At 71.9% G+C, this 21,501-nt stretch carries 21 protein-coding genes; 9 read left to right on the top strand and 12 right to left on the bottom strand.

Going from position 1 to position 21,501, the window contains the following annotated elements:
- Positions 1-25: 25 nt before the first annotated feature.
- On the bottom strand, positions 26-1,420 hold the full coding sequence (locus RGI145_RS10240) for an aminotransferase (protein WP_075798245.1): 1,395 nt from the start codon (positions 1,418-1,420) through the stop codon (positions 26-28).
- A 261-nt stretch (positions 1,421-1,681) separates the two neighbouring features.
- On the opposite strand from RGI145_RS10240, the gene RGI145_RS10235 reads away from it, so the two are divergent.
- Complete coding sequence (locus RGI145_RS10235) at positions 1,682-3,985, top strand: molybdopterin-dependent oxidoreductase (protein ID WP_075799980.1); 2,304 nt, start codon at positions 1,682-1,684, stop codon at positions 3,983-3,985.
- Positions 3,986-4,067: 82 nt separating this feature from the next.
- On the opposite strand, the gene RGI145_RS10230 is transcribed toward RGI145_RS10235, so the two are convergent.
- From RGI145_RS10230 to RGI145_RS10205, 6 genes are all read right to left on the bottom strand, one after another.
- Entirely contained in the window at positions 4,068-4,301 is a 234-nt protein-coding gene (locus tag RGI145_RS10230) for a hypothetical protein (RefSeq protein ID WP_075798244.1), read from the bottom strand.
- A gap of 146 nt (positions 4,302-4,447) precedes the next feature.
- Positions 4,448-5,197, bottom strand: a complete 750-nt coding sequence (locus RGI145_RS10225) for a class II glutamine amidotransferase (protein WP_156878489.1) — start codon at positions 5,195-5,197, stop codon at positions 4,448-4,450.
- A gap of 150 nt (positions 5,198-5,347) precedes the next feature.
- Positions 5,348-6,169 (bottom strand): ABC transporter permease, encoded by an 822-nt coding sequence (locus RGI145_RS10220; RefSeq protein WP_075798242.1) that lies wholly within the window; start codon positions 6,167-6,169, stop codon positions 5,348-5,350.
- A complete protein-coding gene (locus RGI145_RS10215; protein WP_075798241.1) occupies positions 6,166-7,113 on the bottom strand; it encodes an ABC transporter permease in 948 nt (315 codons plus the stop codon). Before RGI145_RS10215 ends, RGI145_RS10220 begins: the two co-directional genes overlap by 4 nt.
- Positions 7,114-7,117: 4 nt before the next feature.
- Entirely contained in the window at positions 7,118-8,854 is a 1,737-nt protein-coding gene (locus RGI145_RS10210) for a peptide ABC transporter substrate-binding protein (protein WP_083670588.1), read from the bottom strand.
- A 172-nt stretch (positions 8,855-9,026) separates the two neighbouring features.
- On the bottom strand, positions 9,027-9,758 hold the full coding sequence (locus tag RGI145_RS10205; RefSeq protein ID WP_027280231.1) for an orotate phosphoribosyltransferase: 732 nt from the start codon (positions 9,756-9,758) through the stop codon (positions 9,027-9,029).
- A 51-nt stretch (positions 9,759-9,809) separates the two neighbouring features.
- Between RGI145_RS10205 and RGI145_RS10200 the strand changes: the two genes are divergently transcribed.
- Together RGI145_RS10200 and RGI145_RS10195 are read left to right on the top strand one after the other, a co-directional pair.
- Positions 9,810-10,844, top strand: a complete 1,035-nt coding sequence (locus RGI145_RS10200) for a mitochondrial fission ELM1 family protein (protein WP_075798240.1) — start codon at positions 9,810-9,812, stop codon at positions 10,842-10,844.
- A gap of 114 nt (positions 10,845-10,958) precedes the next feature.
- Positions 10,959-11,933 carry a Bug family tripartite tricarboxylate transporter substrate binding protein gene (locus RGI145_RS10195; RefSeq protein WP_075798239.1) on the top strand — a complete coding sequence of 325 codons (975 nt, stop codon included), beginning with the start codon at positions 10,959-10,961 and terminating at the stop codon, positions 11,931-11,933.
- A 14-nt stretch (positions 11,934-11,947) separates the two neighbouring features.
- Here the strand turns inward: RGI145_RS10195 and RGI145_RS10190 are convergent, their stop codons facing one another.
- The gene (locus tag RGI145_RS10190) at positions 11,948-12,760 is read right to left on the bottom strand and encodes an MgtC/SapB family protein (protein ID WP_335740082.1); all 813 of its coding nucleotides are present in this window, start codon (positions 12,758-12,760) and stop codon (positions 11,948-11,950) included.
- Between the two features lie 142 nt (positions 12,761-12,902).
- Between RGI145_RS10190 and RGI145_RS10185 the strand changes: the two genes are divergently transcribed.
- Positions 12,903-13,424, top strand: coding sequence for an ankyrin repeat domain-containing protein (locus tag RGI145_RS10185; RefSeq protein WP_075798238.1), 522 nt, complete (start codon positions 12,903-12,905; stop codon positions 13,422-13,424).
- Between the two features lie 46 nt (positions 13,425-13,470).
- Here RGI145_RS10185 and RGI145_RS10180 read toward each other — a convergent pair whose 3' ends face one another.
- Positions 13,471-14,796, bottom strand: coding sequence for an NAD(P)/FAD-dependent oxidoreductase (locus RGI145_RS10180; RefSeq protein ID WP_075799977.1), 1,326 nt, complete (start codon positions 14,794-14,796; stop codon positions 13,471-13,473).
- A gap of 115 nt (positions 14,797-14,911) precedes the next feature.
- Here RGI145_RS10180 and RGI145_RS10175 point away from each other — a divergent pair, with 115 nt between their 5' ends.
- Positions 14,912-15,988 carry a tartrate dehydrogenase gene (locus tag RGI145_RS10175; protein WP_075798237.1) on the top strand — a complete coding sequence of 359 codons (1,077 nt, stop codon included), beginning with the start codon at positions 14,912-14,914 and terminating at the stop codon, positions 15,986-15,988.
- A 255-nt stretch (positions 15,989-16,243) separates the two neighbouring features.
- A complete protein-coding gene (locus tag RGI145_RS10170; RefSeq protein ID WP_075798236.1) occupies positions 16,244-16,489 on the top strand; it encodes a hypothetical protein in 246 nt (81 codons plus the stop codon).
- A 123-nt stretch (positions 16,490-16,612) separates the two neighbouring features.
- Here the strand turns inward: RGI145_RS10170 and cuyB are convergent, their stop codons facing one another.
- From cuyB to RGI145_RS10155, 3 genes are all read right to left on the bottom strand, one after another.
- Positions 16,613-17,320 carry a cysteate racemase gene (gene cuyB / locus RGI145_RS10165; RefSeq protein WP_075798235.1) on the bottom strand — a complete coding sequence of 236 codons (708 nt, stop codon included), beginning with the start codon at positions 17,318-17,320 and terminating at the stop codon, positions 16,613-16,615.
- A gap of 65 nt (positions 17,321-17,385) precedes the next feature.
- On the bottom strand, positions 17,386-17,862 hold the full coding sequence (locus RGI145_RS10160) for a YdcF family protein (RefSeq protein ID WP_237183040.1): 477 nt from the start codon (positions 17,860-17,862) through the stop codon (positions 17,386-17,388).
- A 50-nt stretch (positions 17,863-17,912) separates the two neighbouring features.
- Positions 17,913-18,281, bottom strand: a complete 369-nt coding sequence (locus tag RGI145_RS10155; protein WP_075798233.1) for a hypothetical protein — start codon at positions 18,279-18,281, stop codon at positions 17,913-17,915.
- A 364-nt stretch (positions 18,282-18,645) separates the two neighbouring features.
- Here RGI145_RS10155 and RGI145_RS10150 point away from each other — a divergent pair, with 364 nt between their 5' ends.
- Genes RGI145_RS10150 through RGI145_RS10140 form a run of 3 tightly spaced genes read left to right on the top strand, consistent with a single transcriptional unit; the run spans position 18,646 to position 21,405 of the window.
- Positions 18,646-19,518, top strand: coding sequence for a 2-hydroxyacid dehydrogenase (locus RGI145_RS10150; protein WP_237183039.1), 873 nt, complete (start codon positions 18,646-18,648; stop codon positions 19,516-19,518).
- Between the two features lies 1 nt (position 19,519).
- The gene (locus RGI145_RS10145; RefSeq protein WP_075798231.1) at positions 19,520-20,290 is read left to right on the top strand and encodes a class II aldolase/adducin family protein; all 771 of its coding nucleotides are present in this window, start codon (positions 19,520-19,522) and stop codon (positions 20,288-20,290) included.
- Positions 20,287-21,405, top strand: a complete 1,119-nt coding sequence (locus tag RGI145_RS10140; RefSeq protein ID WP_075798230.1) for an ABC transporter ATP-binding protein — start codon at positions 20,287-20,289, stop codon at positions 21,403-21,405. Before RGI145_RS10145 ends, RGI145_RS10140 begins: the two co-directional genes overlap by 4 nt.
- Positions 21,406-21,501: the final 96 nt, after the last annotated feature.

Below are 21,501 nucleotides of genomic sequence, written 5' to 3'. Positions count from 1 at the left end.
GACAGGCCCGCGGAAGCGAGGCTGGTCAAACGACCGTCAGGTTCTCGCGGCGCAGCTCCACCGTGAAGCTGTCGAGCGCGCGGGAGAACCGTTCCAGCATCTCGTCCACTTCCGCCTCGGTGGCGATGATCGGCGGGGAGAAGGCGATGCTGTCATTGCCCAGGGCACGGGTCAGCACGCCTTCCTTCTCGCCGAGCGCGGCGAGGCGGTAGCCCAGCTTCTTGCCGGCATCGAAGTTCCGGTGGCTGGCCTTGTCCTCGACGATCTCGACCGCGCCGATCATGCCGATGCCGCGCACCTCGCCCACCAGAGGATGATCCGCGAAGCGGCGGCGCAGCTCGGCCTGCATATGCGCGCCGACGCGCTGCGCATGCTCGACCATGTTCATCTCGTCATAGATCTTCAGCGTCTCGATCGCGACCGCCGCCGAGACCGGATGGCCGGAATAGGTGTAGCCATGGCCGAAGACGCCGACCGAGGCGCTGCCTTCCGCCAGCCCGTCGAAGACCTGCTGCGTCACCAGCACGCCGGAGATGGGCAGGAAGGAGGAGGAGAGCGCCTTGGCGCAGACGATGATGTCCGGCTTCAGGTCGAAGGTCTGCGAGCCCCAGTAGGAGCCGGTGCGTCCGAAGCCACAGATCACCTCGTCGGCGACGAAGAGCACGTCGTACTTCTTCAGCACGGCCTGCAGCTTCTCGTAATAGGTGCGCGGCGGGATGACGACGCCGCCGGCGCCCATCACCGGCTCGGCCCACATCGCCGCCACCGTCTCCGGCCCCTCGCGCAGGATCAGCTGCTCCACCTCGTCCACGAGGCGGGAGGCGAAGGCCTCCTCGGTCTCGCCCGGCTCGGCGCCGTGGTAGTGGTGCGGCGTGGAGACGTGGAAGAAGCCCGGCAGCGGCAGGTCGAAGAGCTTGTGGTTGGTGGGCAGCCCGGTCAGCGAGGCGGCGGCCACGGTGATGCCGTGATAGGCGCGCAGACGGGAGATGATCTTCTTCTTCTGCGGCCGGCCGATGGCGTTGTTGTAGTACCACACCATCTTCACGGCCGTGTCGTTGGCCTCGGAGCCGGAATTGGCGAAGAAGGCACGCCCCATCGGCACGGGCGCGCGTTGCACCAGCATCTCGGCCAGCTCGATCATCGGCTCGTGCGACTTGGCGCCGAAGCCGTGATAGTAGGGCAGCTTGCGCATCTGCCGGTCCGCGGCCTCGCGCAGCCGCTCGTTGCTGAAGCCGAGCGAGGCGCACCACAGGCCGGCGACCGCCTCCATGTATTCCTTGCCGCTCTCGTCCCAGACGCGCACGCCCTCGCCGCGATCGATGACCAGCGAGCCGTTCTGGCTTTGCGCCTTGAGCTCGGTGCTGGGATGCAGGACATAGGCGGCGTCGCGGGCAGCGGCGGAATTCGCGCGGGGAGGCATGTCGGAGGCGCCCTTCTGCTGGATCGGAAGGTGGCATCCTAGGCCCGTATCCGCGCGGGCGCCCAGGGGGGAAGGCCCATGATTCCGCGCCTGGGCCCATGATCCGCACGGACCGCCGCCAACCCGGCCATCCCGAGGCACGATATGCCGTCACGAGGCCCATCCACGGCATGATCCGCCTCCACGCCACGATCGGGCTGTGGCACACACGGCATGGCGGGGCATGCCGCGCCGCAATACGACAGCCATGAGAGCCCCGCCATGAGTCGCATCCACCCGCACAGCGCGCATTGGGGAGCCTTCGACGCGGTGGCGGAGGAGGGGCGGCTGCGCGAGGCGCGGCCCTTCGCGCGCGACGCGGCGCCGGGGGCGTTGCTGGCCAGCATCCCCGACGCGGTGCATGCCCGCAGCCGCATCGACCGCCCCCATATCCGGGAGGGCTGGCTGCGCGGCGAGCGCGCGGGGTCGGAGCGCGGGCGCGACCGCTTCGTGCCGGTGTCCTGGGACCGCGCCATCCGCCTCGCGGCGGAGGAAACGCGGCGGGTGCGGGCGGAAGCGGGCGATGCCGCCATCCTCGGCGGCTCCTATGGCTGGAGTTCGGCCGGGCGCTTCCACCATGCGCGCTCGCAGCTGCACCGCTTCCTTGGCCTGGGCGGCGGCTTCACCTCGCAGGTGACGAACTATTCCTACGGCGCGGGCATGACCCTGATGCCGCATGTCCTGGGCACCAACGACGTGCTGCAAGGGCCGGTCACGGACTGGGACACCATCGCGCGCCACACGCGGCTGATGCTCTGCTTCGGTGGCCTGCCCTTGAAGAACGGGCTGGTCACGGCGGGCGGCGCCGGCAGCCACGACTACGCGGCCCAGATGCGCCGCGCTGCCGCGGCCGGGGTCCGCTTCGTCAACATCTCCCCCTTCCGCGGGGATTGCGCGGAGTTCCTCGGCGCGGAATGGGTGCCCATCCGCCCCAACAGCGACGCCGCGCTGGTCTTCGCCCTGCTGCACGTGCTGATCGCCGAGGGACGGGAGGACCGGGACTTCCTCGGCCGCTGCACCGTGGGCTGGGAGCGGCTGCGCGCCTATGTGCTGGGCGAGGCGGATGGCGTGGCGAAGAGCCCCGACTGGGCCGCGCCGCTCTGCGAGGTCCCGGCCGAGGCCATCCGCCGCCTGGCGCGCGAGGCTGCCGGGAACGCCACGATGATCACCGCCACCTGGTCGCTCCAGCGCGCCGAGCATGGCGAGCAGCCCTGGTGGGCGCTGGTCGCCCTGGCCAGCGCCCTGGGCGGGATCGGCGAGCCGGGCCGGGGAGTCGTCTTCGGCTACGGCTCGATGAACGGCATGGGCACGCCGCGCCGCCGCCTGCCCAGCGTGAACCTGCCGGCCACGCGCAACGCCGGCCCCTCCATCCCCGTCTCCCGCGTCGTGGAGCTGCTGGAGCGGCCGGGCGAGGTGCTGTCCTACAACGGACGCGACATCACCCTGCCGGAGATCCGCATGATCTGGTGGGCCGGCGGCAATCCCTTCCACCACCACCAGGACCTGAACCGCTTCCGCCGCGCCTGGAACCGGGCGGAGACGGTGGTCGTGCAGGAACCCTGGTGGACCGCCCCGGCGCGCATGGCCGACATCGTGCTGCCCGCCACCACGACGCTGGAACGGAACGACATCGGCTCCTCCTCCGCCGACCGCTTCGTGCGGGCCATGCACCGGGCCATCCCGCCGCAGGGGCAGGCGCGCAACGACCACGACATGCTGGCCGACATGGCGGAGGAACTGGGCTTCCGCGACCGCTTCACCCAGGGGCGGGACGAGGAGGCCTGGTTGCGGCACCTCTACGGCCAGTGGCAGCGCTCCTGCGCGCATTTCGGCGTGGCGGTGCCGGATTTCGACCGCTTCTGGGCCGAGGGGCATGTCGAGATCCCGCCGCCCAACGAGGGCTACACGATCTTCGACGGCTTCGCCCGCGATCCGGCGGCGCACCCGCTGAACACGCCCTCCGGCAAGGTGGAGCTCTTCTCCGAGACCATCTCCCGCTTCGGCTACGAGGAGATCCCGGGCCACCCGGTCTGGCGGGAGCCGCGCGAATGGCTGGGCGCGCCGCTGGCGGAACGCTTTCCGCTGCACCTGCTGTCCTACCAGCCGGCGACGCGGCTGCACGGGCAGATGGATGACGGACGCGTCTCGCTGGCGAGCAAGATCCAGGGCCGGGAGCCGATGCTGATGCACCCGGCGGATGCGGCGGCGCGCGGCCTCGATGACGGGGCGGTGGTGCGGGTCTTCAACGCGCGCGGCGCCGTGCTGGCCGGGCTGCGGCTAAGCGGGGAGATCCGCCCCGGCGTGGTCGCCCTGGCCACCGGCGCCTGGTGGGACCCGCAGGAGATCGGCGGCGAGACGCTCTGCGTCCATGGCAATGCCAATGTGCTGACGCAGGATGTCGGCACCTCCCGGCTTGGCCAGGGCTGCGCGGCGCAGTCCTGCCTGGTGCAGGTGGAGGCCTGGACCGGCGCCCTGCCGGAAATCCGGGTGCATGTGCCGCCGCCGGTGCTGGAAGCGGCGGAGTAGCGGCCCTCCGCCCGCGTTTCATGAAGCCCGGCGCGGAAGACATGGCGTCTTCCGGCTGACGCGGTCCCGGCGCGCCGCCGGATCAGACCCGGCTGTAGCGTTCCGCGGCCGTGCGGAAGCGCGATCCGCCCTGGCCACCGGGCCGGAAACCGGGCGGTGCGGGCAGTCGCGTGCCGTTGTGCAGATAGGCCGTGATCCGCTGGAACTCCTCCGGGTCGAGCTCGCCCGGGCGGGGCGACTGTCCCGCCTCGACGGAGCGGTGGGAGGCCATCAGGGCGACGAGTTCGGTGAGGCCGATCGAACGGTAGCAGGTCATGGCGGCAATTCCGTGCCTCGAAGGGGGTCCGGCGCGACCCGGCATAGGCCGGGAAGGAACATCCGCAGGTTATTCGATATTGCGATGCATTCGCAAGTAAGGATCGCAAGATGGAGGCGCGGCATCGCCCGCCTCCCACCCCGCCGTCAGGCCGCGCGCGCCATCGCCGGTTCCAGGGACTGGATGGCCGGCGCCGCGTCCGGATGCAGCACCAGCGCATGCCCGCGCGGCACCTCCTGCCAGTTTGCCCGGTCCTCGTCGATCGGTTCGGACACCAGCACGAGCCCGCTCGGCGTGTGGCGGAAATAGAGCGAGGGTGGCTGCGCGTCGCAGGCCCAGCGGAAGGCCCAGAGGCTGCGCCCATCCGACAGCGCGGCGGTGAAGCGCAGCGGCGCCCCGATCCCCGCCTCGTCCATCAACCCGCGTACCCGGTGCAACGTCCGCATCACCGCGCCGACCGGATCGTCCTCCATGCCGGCGGCGAGGGCGGCCAGGAACAGCGCCTCGCTATCCGAGGTGCCGCCCCGGGCGGTGTAGAGCTCATCGGGGATCAGCGCCTCCACCCGGCGGCGGATCGTGCTCCAGCCGCCGATCTGGCCGTTGTGCATGAAGAGCCAGCGGCCATGCGTATAGGGGTGGCAGTTGGCCCGGGTCGTGGCCGTGCCGGTCGCCGCCCGCACATGGGCGAAGAAGAGGCGCGAGCGGACCTGCGAGGCGATGGAGAGCAGGTTCTCGTCCGACCAGGCGGGCCGCAGCTCGCGGTACAGGCCCGGCACCTCCCGCTCCCCGTACCAGCCCAGCCCGAAGCCGTCGCCATTCGTTTCCGTCTTGCATTCGGAAGCATGCAGGGACTGGTGGATCAGCGAGTGGCAGGGCGTCGCCACCAGCGTGTCCATGAGAATGGGCTCACCATGATAGGCAAGGAATCGGCACACGATCGGGGCCTTTGGCGGTTTCAGGGCAAGGCCGTTCTAAACCCGATCAATGTGGCAGAAAAAGTTTCCTCCACGTCATTCCGATCGGATTGCCACGTTCTCCCGGCTGGCTCAGCGCCGGCGGACCCCGTCCGCCAGCAGGGTGCAGCCCGCCACCGCCAGCATGATCGCGAGGCCCGGCCAGATGGCGACCTCCGGCGCGGAGAGCACCAAGTCCTGCGCATTGGCCAGCATGTTGCCCCAGGACGGGGCCGGCGGCTGGATGCCGAGGCCCAGGAAGGAGAGGGTGCTTTCCGCCAGGATCGCCCCGGCGGCGGTGAGCGAGGCCGCCACGGCGATGGAGGGCGCGAGGCTCGGCAGCACATGCCGGAACAGCACCCGCGCCTCGCCCGCCCCCAGGGCCCGCGCGGCCCGCACCCAGTCCCGCGCCAGGACGGAGCGCGCGGCGGCCCGTACCAGCCGCGCCACGCCGACCCAGCCGAAAGCCGAGAGGATCAGCACGATCCGCGTAACGTCCGCTGCCGTCTCGCCGCGCGGCAGGCCGATGGCGCTGGTATCCATGGCCGCCAGCAGCACCAGCAGCGGCAGGGCCGGCAGGGCCAGCAGCCCGTCGGCGAGGCGCATCAGCAGCGCGTCCAGCCAGCCGCCGCGCCAGGCGGCCAGCAGGCCGATCCCCGTGCCCAGCGCCGTGGCGAGCAGGGCCGTGGCCAGTCCGGCGGCCAGCGAGACCCGCGCCCCGGCCAGCAGGCGCGCCAGCAGGTCGCGCCCCAGCTCGTCGGTGCCGAGCGGGTGGTCCGCGGAGGGCGGCGCGAAGCGGGCGAGGAGATCCTGCGCCTCCGGATCGAGGCCTAGGGCATGGCCGATCGCCCCGGCGAGCAGGGCCAGCAGGAGCAATGCCGCGAGCAGCGCGAGGCCCAGGCGGAAGCGGATCATCGCGGCTCCTCCCCGCGCAGGCGCGGGTCCAGCGCCTGTTGCAGCAGGTCGGCCCCCAGCGTCGCCAGCATGGTCACCAGCGCCACCAGCAGCAGGGCGAGAAGGGCGAGGTTGTAGTCGTTGCCCATCACCGCGTCGTAGAGCAGCTTCCCCATGCCGGGCCGGGCGAAGACCGTCTCCGTCACCAGCGCGCCGGAGACCAGCGCCCCGACATCCACCGCCGCGATGGCGAGCACGGGGATGGCGGCATTGGGGAAGGCATGGGTCCAGGCGATGCGCGCCCCGCCTGCCCCGCGCGCCCGCGCCGCGAGGATGAAGTTCTGCCCCAGCACGCCGCGCATCGCCGCCGCCGTGTGCCGCGCATAGGCGGCAAGGCCATGGAAGGCCAGCGTCACCACCGGCAGCAGCAGGAAGCGCCATTCCGCCGGCCAGCCCGCCTCCGCCGTGCCGCCCGCCGGCAGCCAGCCCAGCCGCACCGCGAAGAGCAGGATGGCCAGGATGGCGAACCAGAAGACCGGCACGGACTGGCCGAGGATCGCCACCGCCTCGACCGCCGGGGCGAGGCGCGGGCGCAGCGCCGCCAGCACCCCCATGGCCACGCCGAGCCCGGCCGAAAGCAGCAGCGCGGCGCCGAGCAGCTCCAGCGTCGCGCGCAGGGCCGGCAGCAGGATCTGCGCCGCCGGACGGGCATAGAGCCGGGAATAGCCGAACTCGCCCCGTAGCACCGCTTGCGCCCAGGCCCACCAGCGCAGCAGCAGCGGCTGGTCGAGCCCGTGCAGCGCCCGCAGCCGCGCCACGTCCGCGGCGGTGAGGTGCGGGTCGTTCAGCGCGGCGAGCGAGACCGGATCGCCCGGCATCAGCCCGATCGCCAGCCAGGCGAGCAGGGAAAGCAACGCCAGCGACAGCGCCATCTGCGGCAGGCGCCAGCCGATCAGCCGCAGCACGGGGTCAGCCGCTCTTCCAGTCGGTGACCCAGAGCGAGGACGGGTTCAGGTGCCCGGTCGGCTGCACCCCCGAGAGCCAGAGCGGCCAGACATGCGCCTCGGCGCGGTGCCAGAGCGGCAGGGCGGGCAGTTCCGTGGCGGTGATGGCCTGCAGCCGCGCCCAGAGCGGCCGGCGCTTCGCGGGGTCCAGCTCCTGCGGCAGCGCCTCCAGCAGCGCGTCCGTCTCCGCATTCCGGAAACCCGGATAGTTCTGCCCCGACCAGTTCCGCTCGGCGGTGGGGATCTCGTCGGAATGCAGCGTGCTGCGGGGCACGTTTTCCGGGCTGCTGACCCAGGCGAAGAGCGCGGCGCCGGTGAAGCGGCGCTGCGACAGGGTCTCGCCGAACAGCACGCGCGGCGGCTCGTTGCGGATGCGGGCCTCGGCGCCGATCGCCTTCCACATGCCCTGGATGATCTGCTGCACCTGCTCCCGCGCGCGGTTGCCGGCGGTGGTGTTGAACTCCAGGCTCAGCCGCTCGCCCCCCGCATGGACGCGGATGCCGCCGGGTCCGGGCCGCCAGCCCGCCTCATCCAGCAGCGCCTGGGCACGCTTCGGGTCGAAGGGCCAGTCGGGCGTGTCGGGGCTGTACATCGGATCGTCCGGATGCACGCCGCTGCGCGCCAGGGGTTGCCTCCCGCCATAGAGGGTCTGCGCGATGCGGGCCCGGTCCATGCCGCAGAGCAGGGCCTGCCGCACCCGCCGGTCCGCCAGCGCCGGGTTGTCGAGCCGCAGGTCGATATGCTCCCAGACCAGGCCGGGGCGGGTGAAGAGCCGGAAGCGGTCCCCGGCGCGCTTCTCCAGCGCCAGGGCCTGTTCCAGCGGGAAGCCCATCTCCCCCGGCACCATGTCGATCTGCCCGGCCAGGAGCTGGGCCTCCAGCGCGGCGGTGTTCTCGACCGCGCGCAGCACGATCCGCCGGAAGGCGGGGGCGGGGGCGGGGCCGTCCCAGTGCTCGTTGCGCTCCAGCGTCAGGCCGCTGCCCGGCTGCACGGCATTGACGCGGTAGGGGCCGCACCAGAGGCCGGGATTCGTGCTTTCGGTGTCGTAGAGGGTGCGGGAGCGGTAGTTGCGCTTGTCGGCCTCCCAGCGCGCCCGTTCGAGATGGGCGGGCAGCGGCACGAACCCCCCGGCCGAGGCATAGTCGAAGGACGGCTTGTCCAGGCGCAGCGTCACGGTGCGCGGGTCGGGAGACAGGAACTCATAGGCGCTGCGGTAGAACTCGGCCCCACCGAAGCCCGTCTCGAAGCTGCGCCCGGCCTCCCAGGCGAAGCGGAAATCCTCCGCCGTGACGGGCGTGCCATCGCCCCAGCGCCAGCCCTCCCGCAACCGCCAGGTGACGCGCATCCCGGGCTTGCCCCCGGGCGTAGTCTCCATCGCCGCGAGGCCGTTCTCCAGGCTGGGCAGGGTCTCGCAGCCCAGGGCCTGGAGCTTCCAGTCCGGCCCATAGGCGGTGAGCGGCCGGTGCGCGAAGCCGAGCGCATAGGCCTTGGCCATCATGCTCTCGATGTTCGGGTGCAGGGTGGAGGGGTACTGGGTGATGCCGATGGTCAGGCTGTCGCGCGCCCCCTGCGCCCGGGCCCGCCCGGCCAGGGCAAGCCAGGGGGCGAGGGCCGGCGAGAACAGCGAGGCGCGCAGAAGGGAACGGCGGCCCGCGCGGAGGGCGGCGGGGCGTGTCGGTGGCTCTGCGTGGTCCTGACCCAAGGGGTGTCGGCTCCCTGCTTCCGGTGCGCTCCGCGGACTCCAACACAAGGCGGCCGGTTTTGGAACTCGCCCCGCTGGCCGGGGCAGGGGACGAGGGGCCGCCAGAGAGGGCAGCGAAGGGGGCGGCACCGCGCCGGATGTGGGTGCCAGGCGGGCGCCGCCCCGGGGAGACTCAGCCCGCGGTCTTGGCCTTCATCAGCGCCTTGGCTTCCTCGGCGCTGCTCACGCCGCCATGCGCGCCGGACCAGCTCACCGGGTCCTCCAGGAACTTGCGGACCTCGCGCAGCGCGCTTTCCTCGAAATAGGGGCGCTCGCGGCAGACCTCCAGCACGTCCCACCAGGTGGCGAGGTGGTGCAGGCTGAGGTTCATCTCCTTCATCGTGTCGAAGGCGCCGGGGAAGACGCCGTAGAAGAAGACGACGAAGGTGTGGTCGCAGATCGCGCCCGCGTCGCGCAGCGCCTGGGTGAAGCGGATCTTGGAGCCGCCATCCGTGGTCAGATCCTCGACCAGCAGCGTCCGCTTGCCCTCGGGCACGTCGCCCTCGATCTGGGCGTTGCGGCCGAAGCCCTTGGGCTTCTTCCGCACATAGGCCATGGGCGCCATCATCCGGTCGGCGATCCAGGCGGCATAGGGAATGCCGGCGGTCTCGCCGCCCACCACGGCCTCGATGGTCTCGTAGCCGATGTGGCGGCCGATCTTCTCCACCGCCAGCTCGCAGATCTTCTGGCGGGCGCGGGGGAAGTAGATGATGCGGCGGCAATCGATATAGACGGGGCTCTTCCAGCCGGAGGTGAAGGTGTAAGGCTCCTCGGGCCGGAAGTTGACCGCCTTGATCTCCAAGAGGATGCGCGCGGTGGTCAGCGCGGCATCGCGGTCCCAGTCAGAGGCGTGTCGGGCAGTCATGCGTGGTTCTCCTGATCTGGCGTGGGTTAGCCTCCGCGCCGTGTCCCGTCCATGACCGATCGCAGGGCGGGGGCCCGCATCTGGGTGCTGGCCGACCCCCGCGCCGGCACGGCCGCCCAGGCCCTGGGCATCGCGGAGCGGCTGGAAGAGCGACTAGGCGAGCCCTTCCGCAGCATCCCGCTCGCCTGGAGCCCGCTGGCGCGCATCCCCTGGCCCTGGCCGACCCTGGCCGGGCTCACGCCGCCGGTGCGGGCGGAACTGCGCCAGGGCGCGCCGGCACTGGTGATCTCCGCCGGGCGCCGCTCCGCCCCGGCGGCGCTCTGGCTCGGGCGGCGCGGGGCGCGGACGGTCCATTGCATGCGCCCGGGCTTCGGTATCTGGGACTTCGGTATCGGGGGTTTCGACCGTCTGGTGCTGGGGCAGCACGACCTCGCCGGGAAGACGCCGCCATTGCCGCCCAACATCCTGCCGGTCCTGGGCGCCACGCACCGCCTCTCGCCGGCACGGCTGGCTGCGGCGCGGGCGGAATGGGCGGCGCTGGCGGAACTGCCCCGGCCCCGGACCGCGCTGCTGATCGGCGGCCCCATCCGGGGGGAGGGGATGGACCCCGCCGCCGCCGGGGAGCTCGCCGCACGCGTCGCCGCCGGGTCCGGCAGCGTCATGGCGACCACCAGCCGGCGCACGGGGGAGGCCGCCGCCGAGGCCGTGGCGCGGCATCTGGGCGGAAGCCCGGGACGGCTCTTCCGCTGGGGCGATGCCGGGCCGAACCCCTTCGCGGGCTTCCTGGCCTGGGCGGATGCGGTGGTGGTGACGGGCGACAGCGTCTCCATGCTGTCCGAGGCCCTGGCCGTCGCCGCACCGGTCTTCGTGGCCATGCCGGGCCTCGATCCCTCGGCGGCGCCGCGCCACGCGGCCCTGCACCGCAGTCTCTACGAGGCAGGGCAGGCGCGCCCCTTCGATGCCTTCCCCGAACCCTTCGCCCGCGCCCCGCTGGACGAGAGCGGCCGGGTGGCGGCGGAGATCCTGGCGGCGGGCCTGCTGCCGGCGGGCGCGCGGCCCGTGGCCGGCGGCATCCCGGCGGGCTGAGACGGCGTCCCGGCTTGTCCCGGGCGCACATCCGTCGCACGCTTCTCCCAATGGCCGCCGCTGGATCGGCAGGCCACACGACAACGCCGGAAAACCGGGCTGGGGAAGAGAAGCATGTCCATCCGTCGCCGCACCCTGCTGCACACGCCGCTGCTGGCCGTGCCTTTCGTGACGCTTCGCCGGGCGGGCGCGCAGACCGCGGACTTTCCGTCCCATGCCGTGCGGGTGATCGTGCCCTATACCCCCGGCGGCTCCGCCGATATCGCCGCGCGGCTGTTGGCGGAACCGCTGGCGAAGCAATGGGGCCAGCCTGTGGTGGTGGAGAACCGTGCCGGGGCCAACGGGATCATCGGCACGGATGTCGTCGCGAAGGCGCCGCCGGATGGGCACACGCTGGCGATGATCTCGGTGAACCACGCGGTCAACGTCCCGCTCTACACCACGCCCTTCGACACGCTGAAGGACCTGACCGCGCTGACCGTGGTCTACAGCGTGCCGCTGCTGCTGGTCGCCGCGCCCGACTTCCCCGCCAGCACCCCGCAGCAACTGGCCGAGCTGGCGCGGCGCAAGGAAGGGAGCATCAGCTTCGCCGGCACCGGTGGCGCGGTGCATCTGGCGGCGGAGATGTTCGCCGCGCGGGCCGGGGCGAAGATGACGCATGTGCCCTATCGCGGCTCCACCGCCGCGCATCCGGACCTGATGGCGGGCCGGGTGGACGTGATGTTCGACCCGCTGCCCTCCGTGCTCGGCCATGTGCAGGCGGGCAAGCTGAAGGTCCTGGCCACGACCTCCGCGCAGCGCCTGCCCGGCCTGCCCGACGTGCCCACCGTGGCGGAAAGCGGCTTCCCGGGCTTCGAGGCCGCGACCTGGGGCGCGCTCATCGGCCCGGCGCGCATCCCGGCCCCGGTGGCGCAGCGGATCGCGGCCGATGCCGCCGCGCAGTTGCAGGTGCCGGCGGTGCGGGAGCGGTTCGGCACGCTCGGCGCCACGATCGTCGGCAGCAACCCGGAGGAGGCGCAGCGCTTCGTCGCGGCGGAGGTGGCCAAGTGGAGCGAGGTGGCGAAGAGCGCCGGGATCGAGAAGCAGTAGGCGCGCGCGCCGCTTCAGTCCTTGGTGCGGATGGCCCAGCTCGCATGGCCGACGCCGGGCAATGCCTCCAGCCGGAGGGCCAGCGCATCCATCTCCACGGGGTCCACCGCCGTGCTCACCAGCGTGGCCACGATCTCGACCATCCCGTCGCCGCGCTCCTCCGCCTCGATGTCGCCGGCGGGGTAGTGCGCGGCTTCCAGCGCATCCGACAGGGCCTCGCGCACCCTGGGCATGTCGCGTTCCCGTGCGGTGAGGCTGACCTCGTAGGTCGCCTCGGTGGTGCGCTCGTCGATGGGGATGCGGTTGATCGCGTTCACCAGCGGCCGCAGCAGCGTGTTGCCGGCGATCACGAAGACGGTGAGGAGCCCGGCCTCCGCCACCATGTCCGCGCCGCTGCACGCGCCGACCGCCGCCGAGCACCAGAGGGTCGCGGCGGTGTTCAGGCCGCGGACATTCATGCCCTCCTTCATGATCACCCCGGCCCCGAGGAAGCCGATGCCGGACACGACATAGGAGATCACGCGCGTGGCCTCGGTCGCGCCGGCGATCCGCATCGCCAGGTCCACGAAGGCGGCGGCCCCCACGGCGACGAGCACATTGGTGCGCAGCCCGGCGGTGCGCTGGCGGTACTGGCGCTCCGCGCCGATGGCGGTGCCGAACAGGAAGGCGGCGGTGAGGCTGACCACCGTGTCGAGGAAGGGCCAGAGTTCGAAGGTCTCGATGAAGCGCACGAGGGAGGAATCCGGATTCGCGAAGGTCCAGCCTGCCCAGTAGCAGGCCACGGCGCCGCGATCAGGCGAAGAATTCGGGTCAGTACCGCCGGGCACGATTCCCGCCGCGCCAGCGGTTCGAGGCGGAGATCCGGGACAGCCGATCCGCCCATGGCGCCGCAGCCGGAAAGCGGGCGCGGCGTTCTGCCCCCGTGCCGGGCCCGGCTTTCGGGCCGGATGTGACACGACAGGAGGCGGGATGTCGGATTCGAGCCCCACGCTGCGGCCGCAGCCGGATGAGGAAACCATCGCCTTCGCCGGGCGCGTCTTCCAACTGGCGCGCGATGGCGGCGCGGAACAGATGCGTTCCCTGCTGGCGCAGGGGTTGCCGCCCAACCTGCGCAACGACAAGGGCGACACGCTGCTGATGCTGGCGGCCTATCACCTGCGGACGGACACGGTGCGCGCCCTGCTGGAGGGCGGAGCCAACCCGGAGATCGCCAACGACCGGGGCCAGACGCCGCTGGGCGCCGCCTGCTTCAAGGGCGGCGAGGAGATCGTGCGGCTGCTGCTGGAACACGGGGCACGGATCGAGGGGCATGGCGGCGACGGCCGCACGGCCCTGATGATGGCGGCCATGTTCAACCGCACCGGGCTGGTGCGGCTGCTGCTGGAACGGGGTGCCAGCCGCGAGGCGCGGGATGCCCGTGGGATGACCGCGCTGGACGCCGCCCGCGCGATGAACGCGCCCGACACGGCGGCCCTGCTGGCGGAAGGCTGAGCACCCCCGCCACCCGGGCCAGGACCGGGTGGCGGCCGGGGGCCTGTCAGTCCAGTCGCAGCCGGGGCTTGGCGAGCCTTTGCAGCAACTCCGAGGCCCAGATCAGCGGAACGCGGCGGCCATGCACCACATACTGGTACTGGCGGTAGAGCATGTTGTAGCTGAACTGGGCGAAGCGCCCTTCGATGAAGCCGCCGGGCAGCACGCCGAGCCGCCCCAGGCTGCCGAAGGCGTCGTAGCCCCCCAGCGAGACCAGGGAGCCGCGTTCCTTGTAGCGGAAGGGCGGCAACTCCCGCCCCGCCAGGAAATCCGGCAGATGCGCGGCGAGGTGCCGGGCCTCCTGGTGCGCCACCTGGGCCGTGGCGGCGAGGGGGCGCTGGCCACCCTCCGGCACCAGGGAGCTGCAATCGCCCAGCGCGAAGATCGCCGGATCGCGCGAGGTCTGCAGCGTGGGCCGCACGACGAGGCGGTCCGCCCGGTCCACCTCCAGCCCGTCCATCCGCCGCAGCACCGAGGGCGCGCGGATGCCGGCGGCCCAGACCCGCAGCGCGGCATCGATCCGCCGTCCGCTCTTCAGCGTCAGGCCCCCGTCATCGACCGAGGCGACCGGGTCGCCGGTCAGCACCTCCACCCCGATCTCGCCCAGCACCCGGGCCGCGGCGGCGGAAACGCGCTCCGGCAGGGCGGGCAGGATGCGCGGCGCGGCCTCGATCAGCGTGATGTGGATGCGCTGCCGCAGCCCCGGCAGGCCATAGCCGGCGGCGAGGTCGAGCGCGTGGTTGATCTCCCCGGCCAGCTCGGTGCCGGTGGCGCCGGCCCCGACGATGGCGATGGAAAGCGACTTGTCCGGACGGTCGGCGAGCGTCCGGATAATCTCCTCGCGCATCGCGACGGTGAAGGCTTCCGCCTGGTCGCGGCTGTCGATGAAGCGGCAGTGCTCCTGGGCGCCGGGCGTGCCGAAGTCGTCGGCATGGCTGCCGACCGCGAAGACGAGCGTGTCATAGGTCAGGCGGGTGGTGACGGTGTCCTCCCCGTCCGGCCCCTGCAGCGTGCCCAGCGTCAGCCGCCGCCGTGCCCGGTCCAGCCCGCGCAGCAGGCCCGGCCAGTAGGTGAAGCCGTGCCGCCGCGCATGGGCGAGGTAGGAGACCTGTTCCTGCGCCGTGTCGAGCGTGCCGGCCGCGACCTCGTGAAGCCTGGGCTTCCAGACATAGCTGCCGCTGCGGTCCACCAGGGTGACGGAATAGGGGACGGGCCGGCGCCGGCGGCTCGCCAGGCGGATGGACAGGTCCAGCCCCGCCGCGCCGCCACCCACCACCACGATGCGGTGCGGTTCCACCGCCGTGCCCCGCGCGCCGCCCTGACTGACTGCCATGCATTCCTCCTCGGCCCGCCGGGCCATCGGCCCCGGGGGCCCGGCCATGGGGCGACCGACCTTGCCGCGCGCCCGCGACGGCGCCAACTTGCCGCCGACATCAAGGGGAATGCCGATGGCCGAGCCGCGCAAGCACCGTATCGCCGTGATCCCGGGCGACGGAATCGGGCGTGAGACCGTGCCGGAAGGGCTCCGGGTGCTGGAAGCGGCGGGGCGCCGCTTCGGTTTCTCCCTGGAGTGCAAGGAGTACGACTGGTCCTGCGACCGCTACCTGCACACCGGGGCGATGATGCCGGAGGACGGGCTGGAACAGCTCCGCGAATCCGACTCCGTCTTCCTGGGCGCGGTGGGCTGGCCGGGCGTGCCGGACCATGTCTCGCTCTGGGGCCTGCTGATCCCGATGCGCCGCGGCTTCGACCAGTATGCCAATGTGCGCCCCTGCCGGCTGATGCCGGGCGTGCGCACGCCGCTGGCCGGGCGTGGCCCCGCCGATATCGACTTCGTGGTGGTGCGCGAGAACACCGAGGGCGAGTACAGCAGCAGCGGCGGCCGCATGTTCCCCGGCACCGAGCGGGAATTCGTGATGCAGGACAGCGTCTTCACCCGCACCGGGGTGGACCGCATCATCCGCTATGCCTTCGACCTCGCGCGCACGCGCAAGCGGCGTAAGGTGACCTCGGCCACCAAGTCCAACGGCATCACCTTCACCATGCCCTTCTGGGACGAGCGCTTCGCCGCCATGGCGGCGCAGTATCCGGAGGTGCAGACGGACCAGTACCATATCGACATCCTCTGCGCCCATTTCGTGCAGCATCCGGACTGGTTCGACGTGGTGGTGGGCTCCAACCTGTTCGGCGACATCCTTTCCGACCTCGGCCCGGCCGTGGCGGGCTCCATCGGCATCGCGCCCTCGGCCAACATCAACCCGGAGAAGCTGCACCCCTCGATGTTCGAGCCGGTGCACGGCTCCGCGCCCGACATCGCCGGCAAGGGCATCTGCAACCCGATCGGCCAGATCTGGTCCGGGGCCATGATGCTGGAGCATCTGGGGGAGGCGGAGGCCGCGAAGGCCATCACCGACGCCATCGAGAAGCTGCTGGCCGAGGGCGGCCCGCGCACCCGCGACATGGGCGGGCAGGCCGGCACGGAGGATCTGGGCAAGGCGCTGGCGGCGCTGGTCGGCGGCGCCTAGCCTTCCCGACCTTGGTTATCCGGGCCGGGGCAGGCGCTCCGGTCCGGCGTGTCCAGGGTGTCGGGACGCGCGATAAGGCGTGACGGCGCCGGAAATTTCGCCTTAAATCCGTCCTAACGCGGTCCGGATTAAGGGAATCGCGCAGGGGCCAGGGACCTGCCGGCTTGAACGCTTGAATAGGCGTTCAGGTGAGAATATAACCTAGGAACGAATTGCGAGCGATTCTCAAATAACTCGCAGACGCTGGAGAGTATGATGGGTCAGGAGTTCAGCCACATCGCCCGCCGTTGCGAGCGGGCCGTTGTGACCGCCTACCGTGAACTGCGGGAGGGCGGCAACGACGACCTGTCGTCGTTCCGGGCCTGCACGGCCCTGTACCGTATCCATCATCCGGAAGCCTCGGTGAGCGAGGCCCAGCGTCTGGTGGCCGAATGGGTGGACCACCACATCATCCGGGCCGACAAGGGCCCGACCAACGGCTGCGAGTGCGACGACGACTGATCCCACCCCCGGCCGCCCATGGTGGCCGGCTCGGGCGTGACCGCACTCTCCACGACCGATACGGAAAGAACTCCGGCCCGCCTACCTGATCCCGCCGGCCGGTCCTTCTTCCCGCCCCGCTGCCTATCCGGCCTGCCCCTTGGCCCATCCGATCGAGACGCGGGCCAGCGCGTCGATCGTATCCACCACCGGGAAGGGCAGGACCGGCCCGGCCTGGATGCCGAGCGGGATCTCCGTGCAGCCCAGCACCACCGCCTCCGCGCCCCGCGCGATCAGGCTCCGCGCCACTTCCGCCAGAGGTGCATAGGCTTCCGCCACGCGGTTTGCCTTCACCAGCGCGATGCCCGGCCCGACCTTGTCGTGCATCTGCGCCTCGTCCGGTGTGATCACCGCATGGCCCAGGGCGTCGAAGCGCTCCTGGTACAGCCGCATCGCCAGGGTGCCCGCCGTGGCCATCAGCCCGACCCTGGCACCGGCCAGGCCCTGGCGCCGGAGATCCTCGGCCGCGGCATCGACGATATGGAGGATCGGCAGCGACGTGGCCGCCCGCATCGGCTCGTACCAGCCATGGGCGGTATTGCAGGGAATGGCGATCGCGCCGCAGCCCGCCGCCTCCAGCCCACGGATGCCGCGCAGCAGCGCGGGCAGCGGGTCCTCCCCGCCATGCAGGCGTGCCGCGGTGCGGTCGGGCACGCGGGGGTCGGACCACAGCACGGCGGGAACATGGTCCTGGTCCCGCGCCGCCGGCGTCAGCAGCGTCAGCCGCAACAGGAACTGCGCCCCGGCCAGGGGGCCCATGCCGCCCAGGATTCCCAGCACCCGTTCCACCATGGCCCCGCTCCTTTCGCCTCGATGTGGCGGCAGAGGAAGCATGGCGGGCGACAGTCGGGAAGGGGTCAGGCCGCCGGGGCCGGTCCGCGCCCGGCGCGGCGGTGCCAGAGCGCCAGGGCGGCGTCATAGGGAATGGCCGGAGCCTCCCGCAAGCGCCAGCGCCAGTCCTGGAAGCCGGGTGCCGCGCGGGCCGCGGGGCCAGGGCGGGCCGGGAGGCCCAGCAGGCGCAGCAGCAGCACGCAGCGGGGAATGTGATACCCCGAGGAGGCCACCAGCACCGGGCCATGCCAGTCCCGCAACAAGCCCGCGACGGCGCGGGCGGAGGACAGCGTGTCCGTGCCGGTCGGCTCCTCCAGAATGTCAGCGGGCGGCACCCCGCCCTCGCGGAGCAGGCGGGCCATCACGCTCGCCTCGCTCGGCCCATGCCGGCCCTTCGCCCCGGTCGGCACATAGAGCGGCGGGGGATGCCGGCGGCGGCCATGCGCCAGCGCCGCCTCCACCCGTCGCCGCAGGGTCTGGCTCGGAGAACCATCGGGCCGCACCGCCGCGCCGAAAATGACGATGGCGGCGCGGCGTGACGCTGCGGCCGGGTTCAGGATGCGCGGCCGCCCGCCTGCTGCAGCATCCTGTCGGCGTCCTCGGCGGCGTTGCCGGCGACCTCCAGGCGCAGGGACGACCCGTCCACCGAAAGGCGGCTGTGCTCGGCCAGCCCGGCACGGACCACGCCTTCCCCAGCCAGCTTGGCTTTCTCCGCGCTGTCGAAGGCATAGGACAGGGTCCTGCCATCCGCGAGCGGGGCGGGATCGTCCTCCTGCATCTCCGAGGCCGGGACGGCACGCGAGCCGCGGGCACCCTCGTTCCCCACCGGATCACTGGCGGGGAAGGTGTCCTTCAGCGCCTCCTGCTCCTTCTCCTGACTGTTGCCGGAAGCCTGCTGCATCGTGGTCGGATCGGCGGCCATGTTCTTCTCCTTCCGGGTGGTCCCGGTCCCTGGTCGGATCGTCGGCGCTCCGTGTGGGCCGGGAAGGATTTCCAGCAGGGTAACGATGCTGGCGCCATCGGGTTCACCGCCGCCGCCGGGCCTGTATGATCCCGGCGCGGGCGTCACGGGGGCGATCCGGACCCGGCCTGGACTGGTGACGACCAGGGCGGCATGAACCCTGCATGGGCGCCACCGGGCGGCGATGGGCCAGCCTGGGCGGGCGCCTGCTTCATGAAGGGGCAGCCCGCCGCGTGGGGCCGGAATTGGGGGCGAGCGAGTGATTGTTCTGGTGAAGTCGGGCGGCGAGGAAGCGGTGCCGAAGTGGCGCAGGGCGTTCCAGGCCGTGGATCCACGCCTGGAGATCCGCTGGTGGGACGATGCCGCCGTGGCACCGGAGGAGGTTTCCTATGTCGTGGTCTGGGACCCGGAGCCCGGCCGGCTGAAGCGCCTGTCCAATCTGCGCGTCGTCTTCTCCTCCGCCGCCGGCGTGGACAACATCGTGCGCGATCCGGAATGGCCCCGCCATCTGCCGCTGGTGCGCATGGGCGGGCTGGAAACGGGCCAGCGCATGGGCGAGTTCGTGAGCTGGGCCTGCCTGTCCCTGCTGCGCGGCGCGCGGCGGATGGCACTGGGGCAGGCGGAGGCGCGCTGGGACAACTTCAATTCGCGCTTCACCGCGCCGGAACGCCGCGTCGGCATCATGGGCCTCGGCAATCTGGGCGGCACGGCGGCGCGGATGCTCCAGGCGCTGGGCTTCCCCGTCGCGGGATGGTCGCGCACGCGCAAGGAACTGCCCGGCGTCGAATCCTTCGCGGGAGCGGAGGAGCTGGAGGCCTTCCTCGCGCGCACCGACATACTGGTCTGCCTGCTGCCCTCCACGCCGGAAACCCGCGGGCTGATCGATGCCCGCCTGCTGTCCATGCTGCCCCGGGGCGCACAGGTGGTGAATGTCGGGCGCGGCTCGCATCTCGTGGTGCCCGACCTGCTGGCGGCGCTGGACAGCGGGCACCTGGACGGCGCGCTGCTGGATGTCTTCGAGCCGGAACCGCTGGCCTCCGACAGCCCGCTCTGGTCGCATCCCAAGGTGATCGTGACGCCGCACCTGGCCTCCCTGGCCAGCCTGCGCGAACGTGCGCGCTACATCGCGGAGGCCATCGCCGCGCACGAGGCGGGCGGCCCGCTACCCAATCTCTACGACCCGGAACGGGGCTACTGACATGCTGCTCTACGACCCGCCGCGGAAGCCCGATCCGAGGCATGTGCCGACCGAGGCGGAGCTGCGCCGCGACCTCGCCGCCGCCTACCGGCTGATCGCCCTGCACGGGATGACCGACACGGTCTACACGCATCTCTCGGTGCGCGTGCCGGGGGAGGGGCATCGCTTCCTGGTCAACCCCTATGGGCTGCTCTTCGAGGAGATCACCGCCTCCTCCCTGGTGCTGGTGGATGCGGAGGGGGAGCCTGCGCAGAAGACGATCTGGCCGGTGAACCCGGCGGGCTTCGTGATCCATTCGGCCCTGCACCTGGCCAGCCCGCGCGCGCAATGCGTGATGCATACCCACACGCTGGCCGGCATGACCGTGGCGGCGACGGAGCAGGGCATCCTGCCGCTGAACCAGATCAGCATGGAGTTCCACGACCGCGTGGCGATCCACGGCTACGAAGGCATCGCCGCCGACGACAACCTGTCGGAGCGCGAGCGGCTGGTGCGCGACATGGGCGACCGGCCCTGCCTGATCCTGCGCAACCACGGGCTGCTCACCGCCGGGCGCACGGTCGCGGAGGCCTTCTACTGGATGTATTATCTGGAACAGGCCTGCCGCATCCAGGTCGCCGCGCTCTCCACGGGCGCGCCGCTCTCCATGCCGCCGGCCGGGGTGGTGGAGCGCACCAGGGCGCAGTCGCCCGACAGCCCGACCAAGGGCTGGCTGCTCTGGCAGGCGATGTGCCGCAAGCTGGACCGCGAGCAGCCGGAGTACCGGTCGTGAGCACCGTGCTGGAACGCCCGGCCGTGGCATACGCGGCCGGGGCGGGCCATGCTCTGTCGCTGCGCAACGTCACGCGCCGCTATGGTGAGGCGGCGGCGGTGGCCGATGTGTCGCTGGAGGTCGGGCGCGGCGAATTCCTGACGCTGCTCGGCCCCTCCGGCTCCGGCAAGACCACGCTGCTGATGATGATCGCGGGCTTCGTCGAGCCTTCCGCCGGGCAGGTGCTGCTGGACGGGCGCGACATCACCGCCCTGCCGCCGGAGAAGCGTTCCTTCGGCATGGTGTTCCAGGGCTATGCGCTGTTCCCCCAGATGACGGTGGCGGAAAATGTCGCCTTCCCGCTGCGTGTGCGGCGGATCGGACGGGCGGAGCGCGAGTCCCGGGTGCGCGCCACGCTGGACCTCGTGCAACTGGACCGTTTCGCCGAAAGGCGGCCGCACCAGCTTTCCGGCGGGCAGCAGCAGCGCGTGGCGCTGGCCCGCGCCCTGGTCTTCGACCCGGCGCTGCTGCTGCTCGACGAGCCGCTCTCCGCGCTGGACAAGAAGCTGCGCGCCGAGTTGCAGGACGAGCTGAAGGCGCTGCACCGCCGCGTCGGCCGCACCTTCATCAATGTCACCCATGACCAGGAGGAGGCGCTTTCCCTCTCCGACCGGATCGCGATCCTGAACCACGGGCGGCTGATCCAGCAGGGCTCGCCGGCGGAGCTCTACGAGCGCCCCGCGACGCGTTTCGTGGCGGGATTCCTGGGGCAGAGCAATTTCCTGTCCGGCACGGTCGAGGAAAGCCAGGGCGACACGCTCGCGCTGCGCCTGGGCAACACGCGCCTCCTGGCACAGGGCGCGGCGCGGGCCGGGGAGGGCGTGGTGCTGTCGCTGCGGCCCGAGAAGATCCTGCCGCTCGGCGAAGGGATGGAGGAGGACAACGTGGTGGAGGGCCGGGTGCTGTCCTGGTCCTATGCCGGAACGGCCTTCCACCTGTCCGTGGCGACCGAGGATCTCGGCGTCCTGCGGGTGCAGCTACCATCCTGGCGCGCGCCCCTGCAGCCCACGGAGGGATTGCCGCTGCGCCTGGGCTGGAGCCAAGCGGCGGCGGTGCCGGTGCGCGAGGACGGCTGATACCCGGACGCGAAACGTCCGCCTTTCGCGAAACAGTATCGCGCGCGGCTGGCAGAGTGGCCGCGCGGAACGAAGCCATGCCGTCCACCCATGATC

The organism is Roseomonas gilardii, assembly GCF_001941945.1.
GTDB lineage: Bacteria > Pseudomonadota > Alphaproteobacteria > Acetobacterales > Acetobacteraceae > Roseomonas.
The sequence above is the reverse complement of the archived record's forward strand: the minus strand, read 5'-3'. Positions and strand labels throughout refer to the sequence as shown.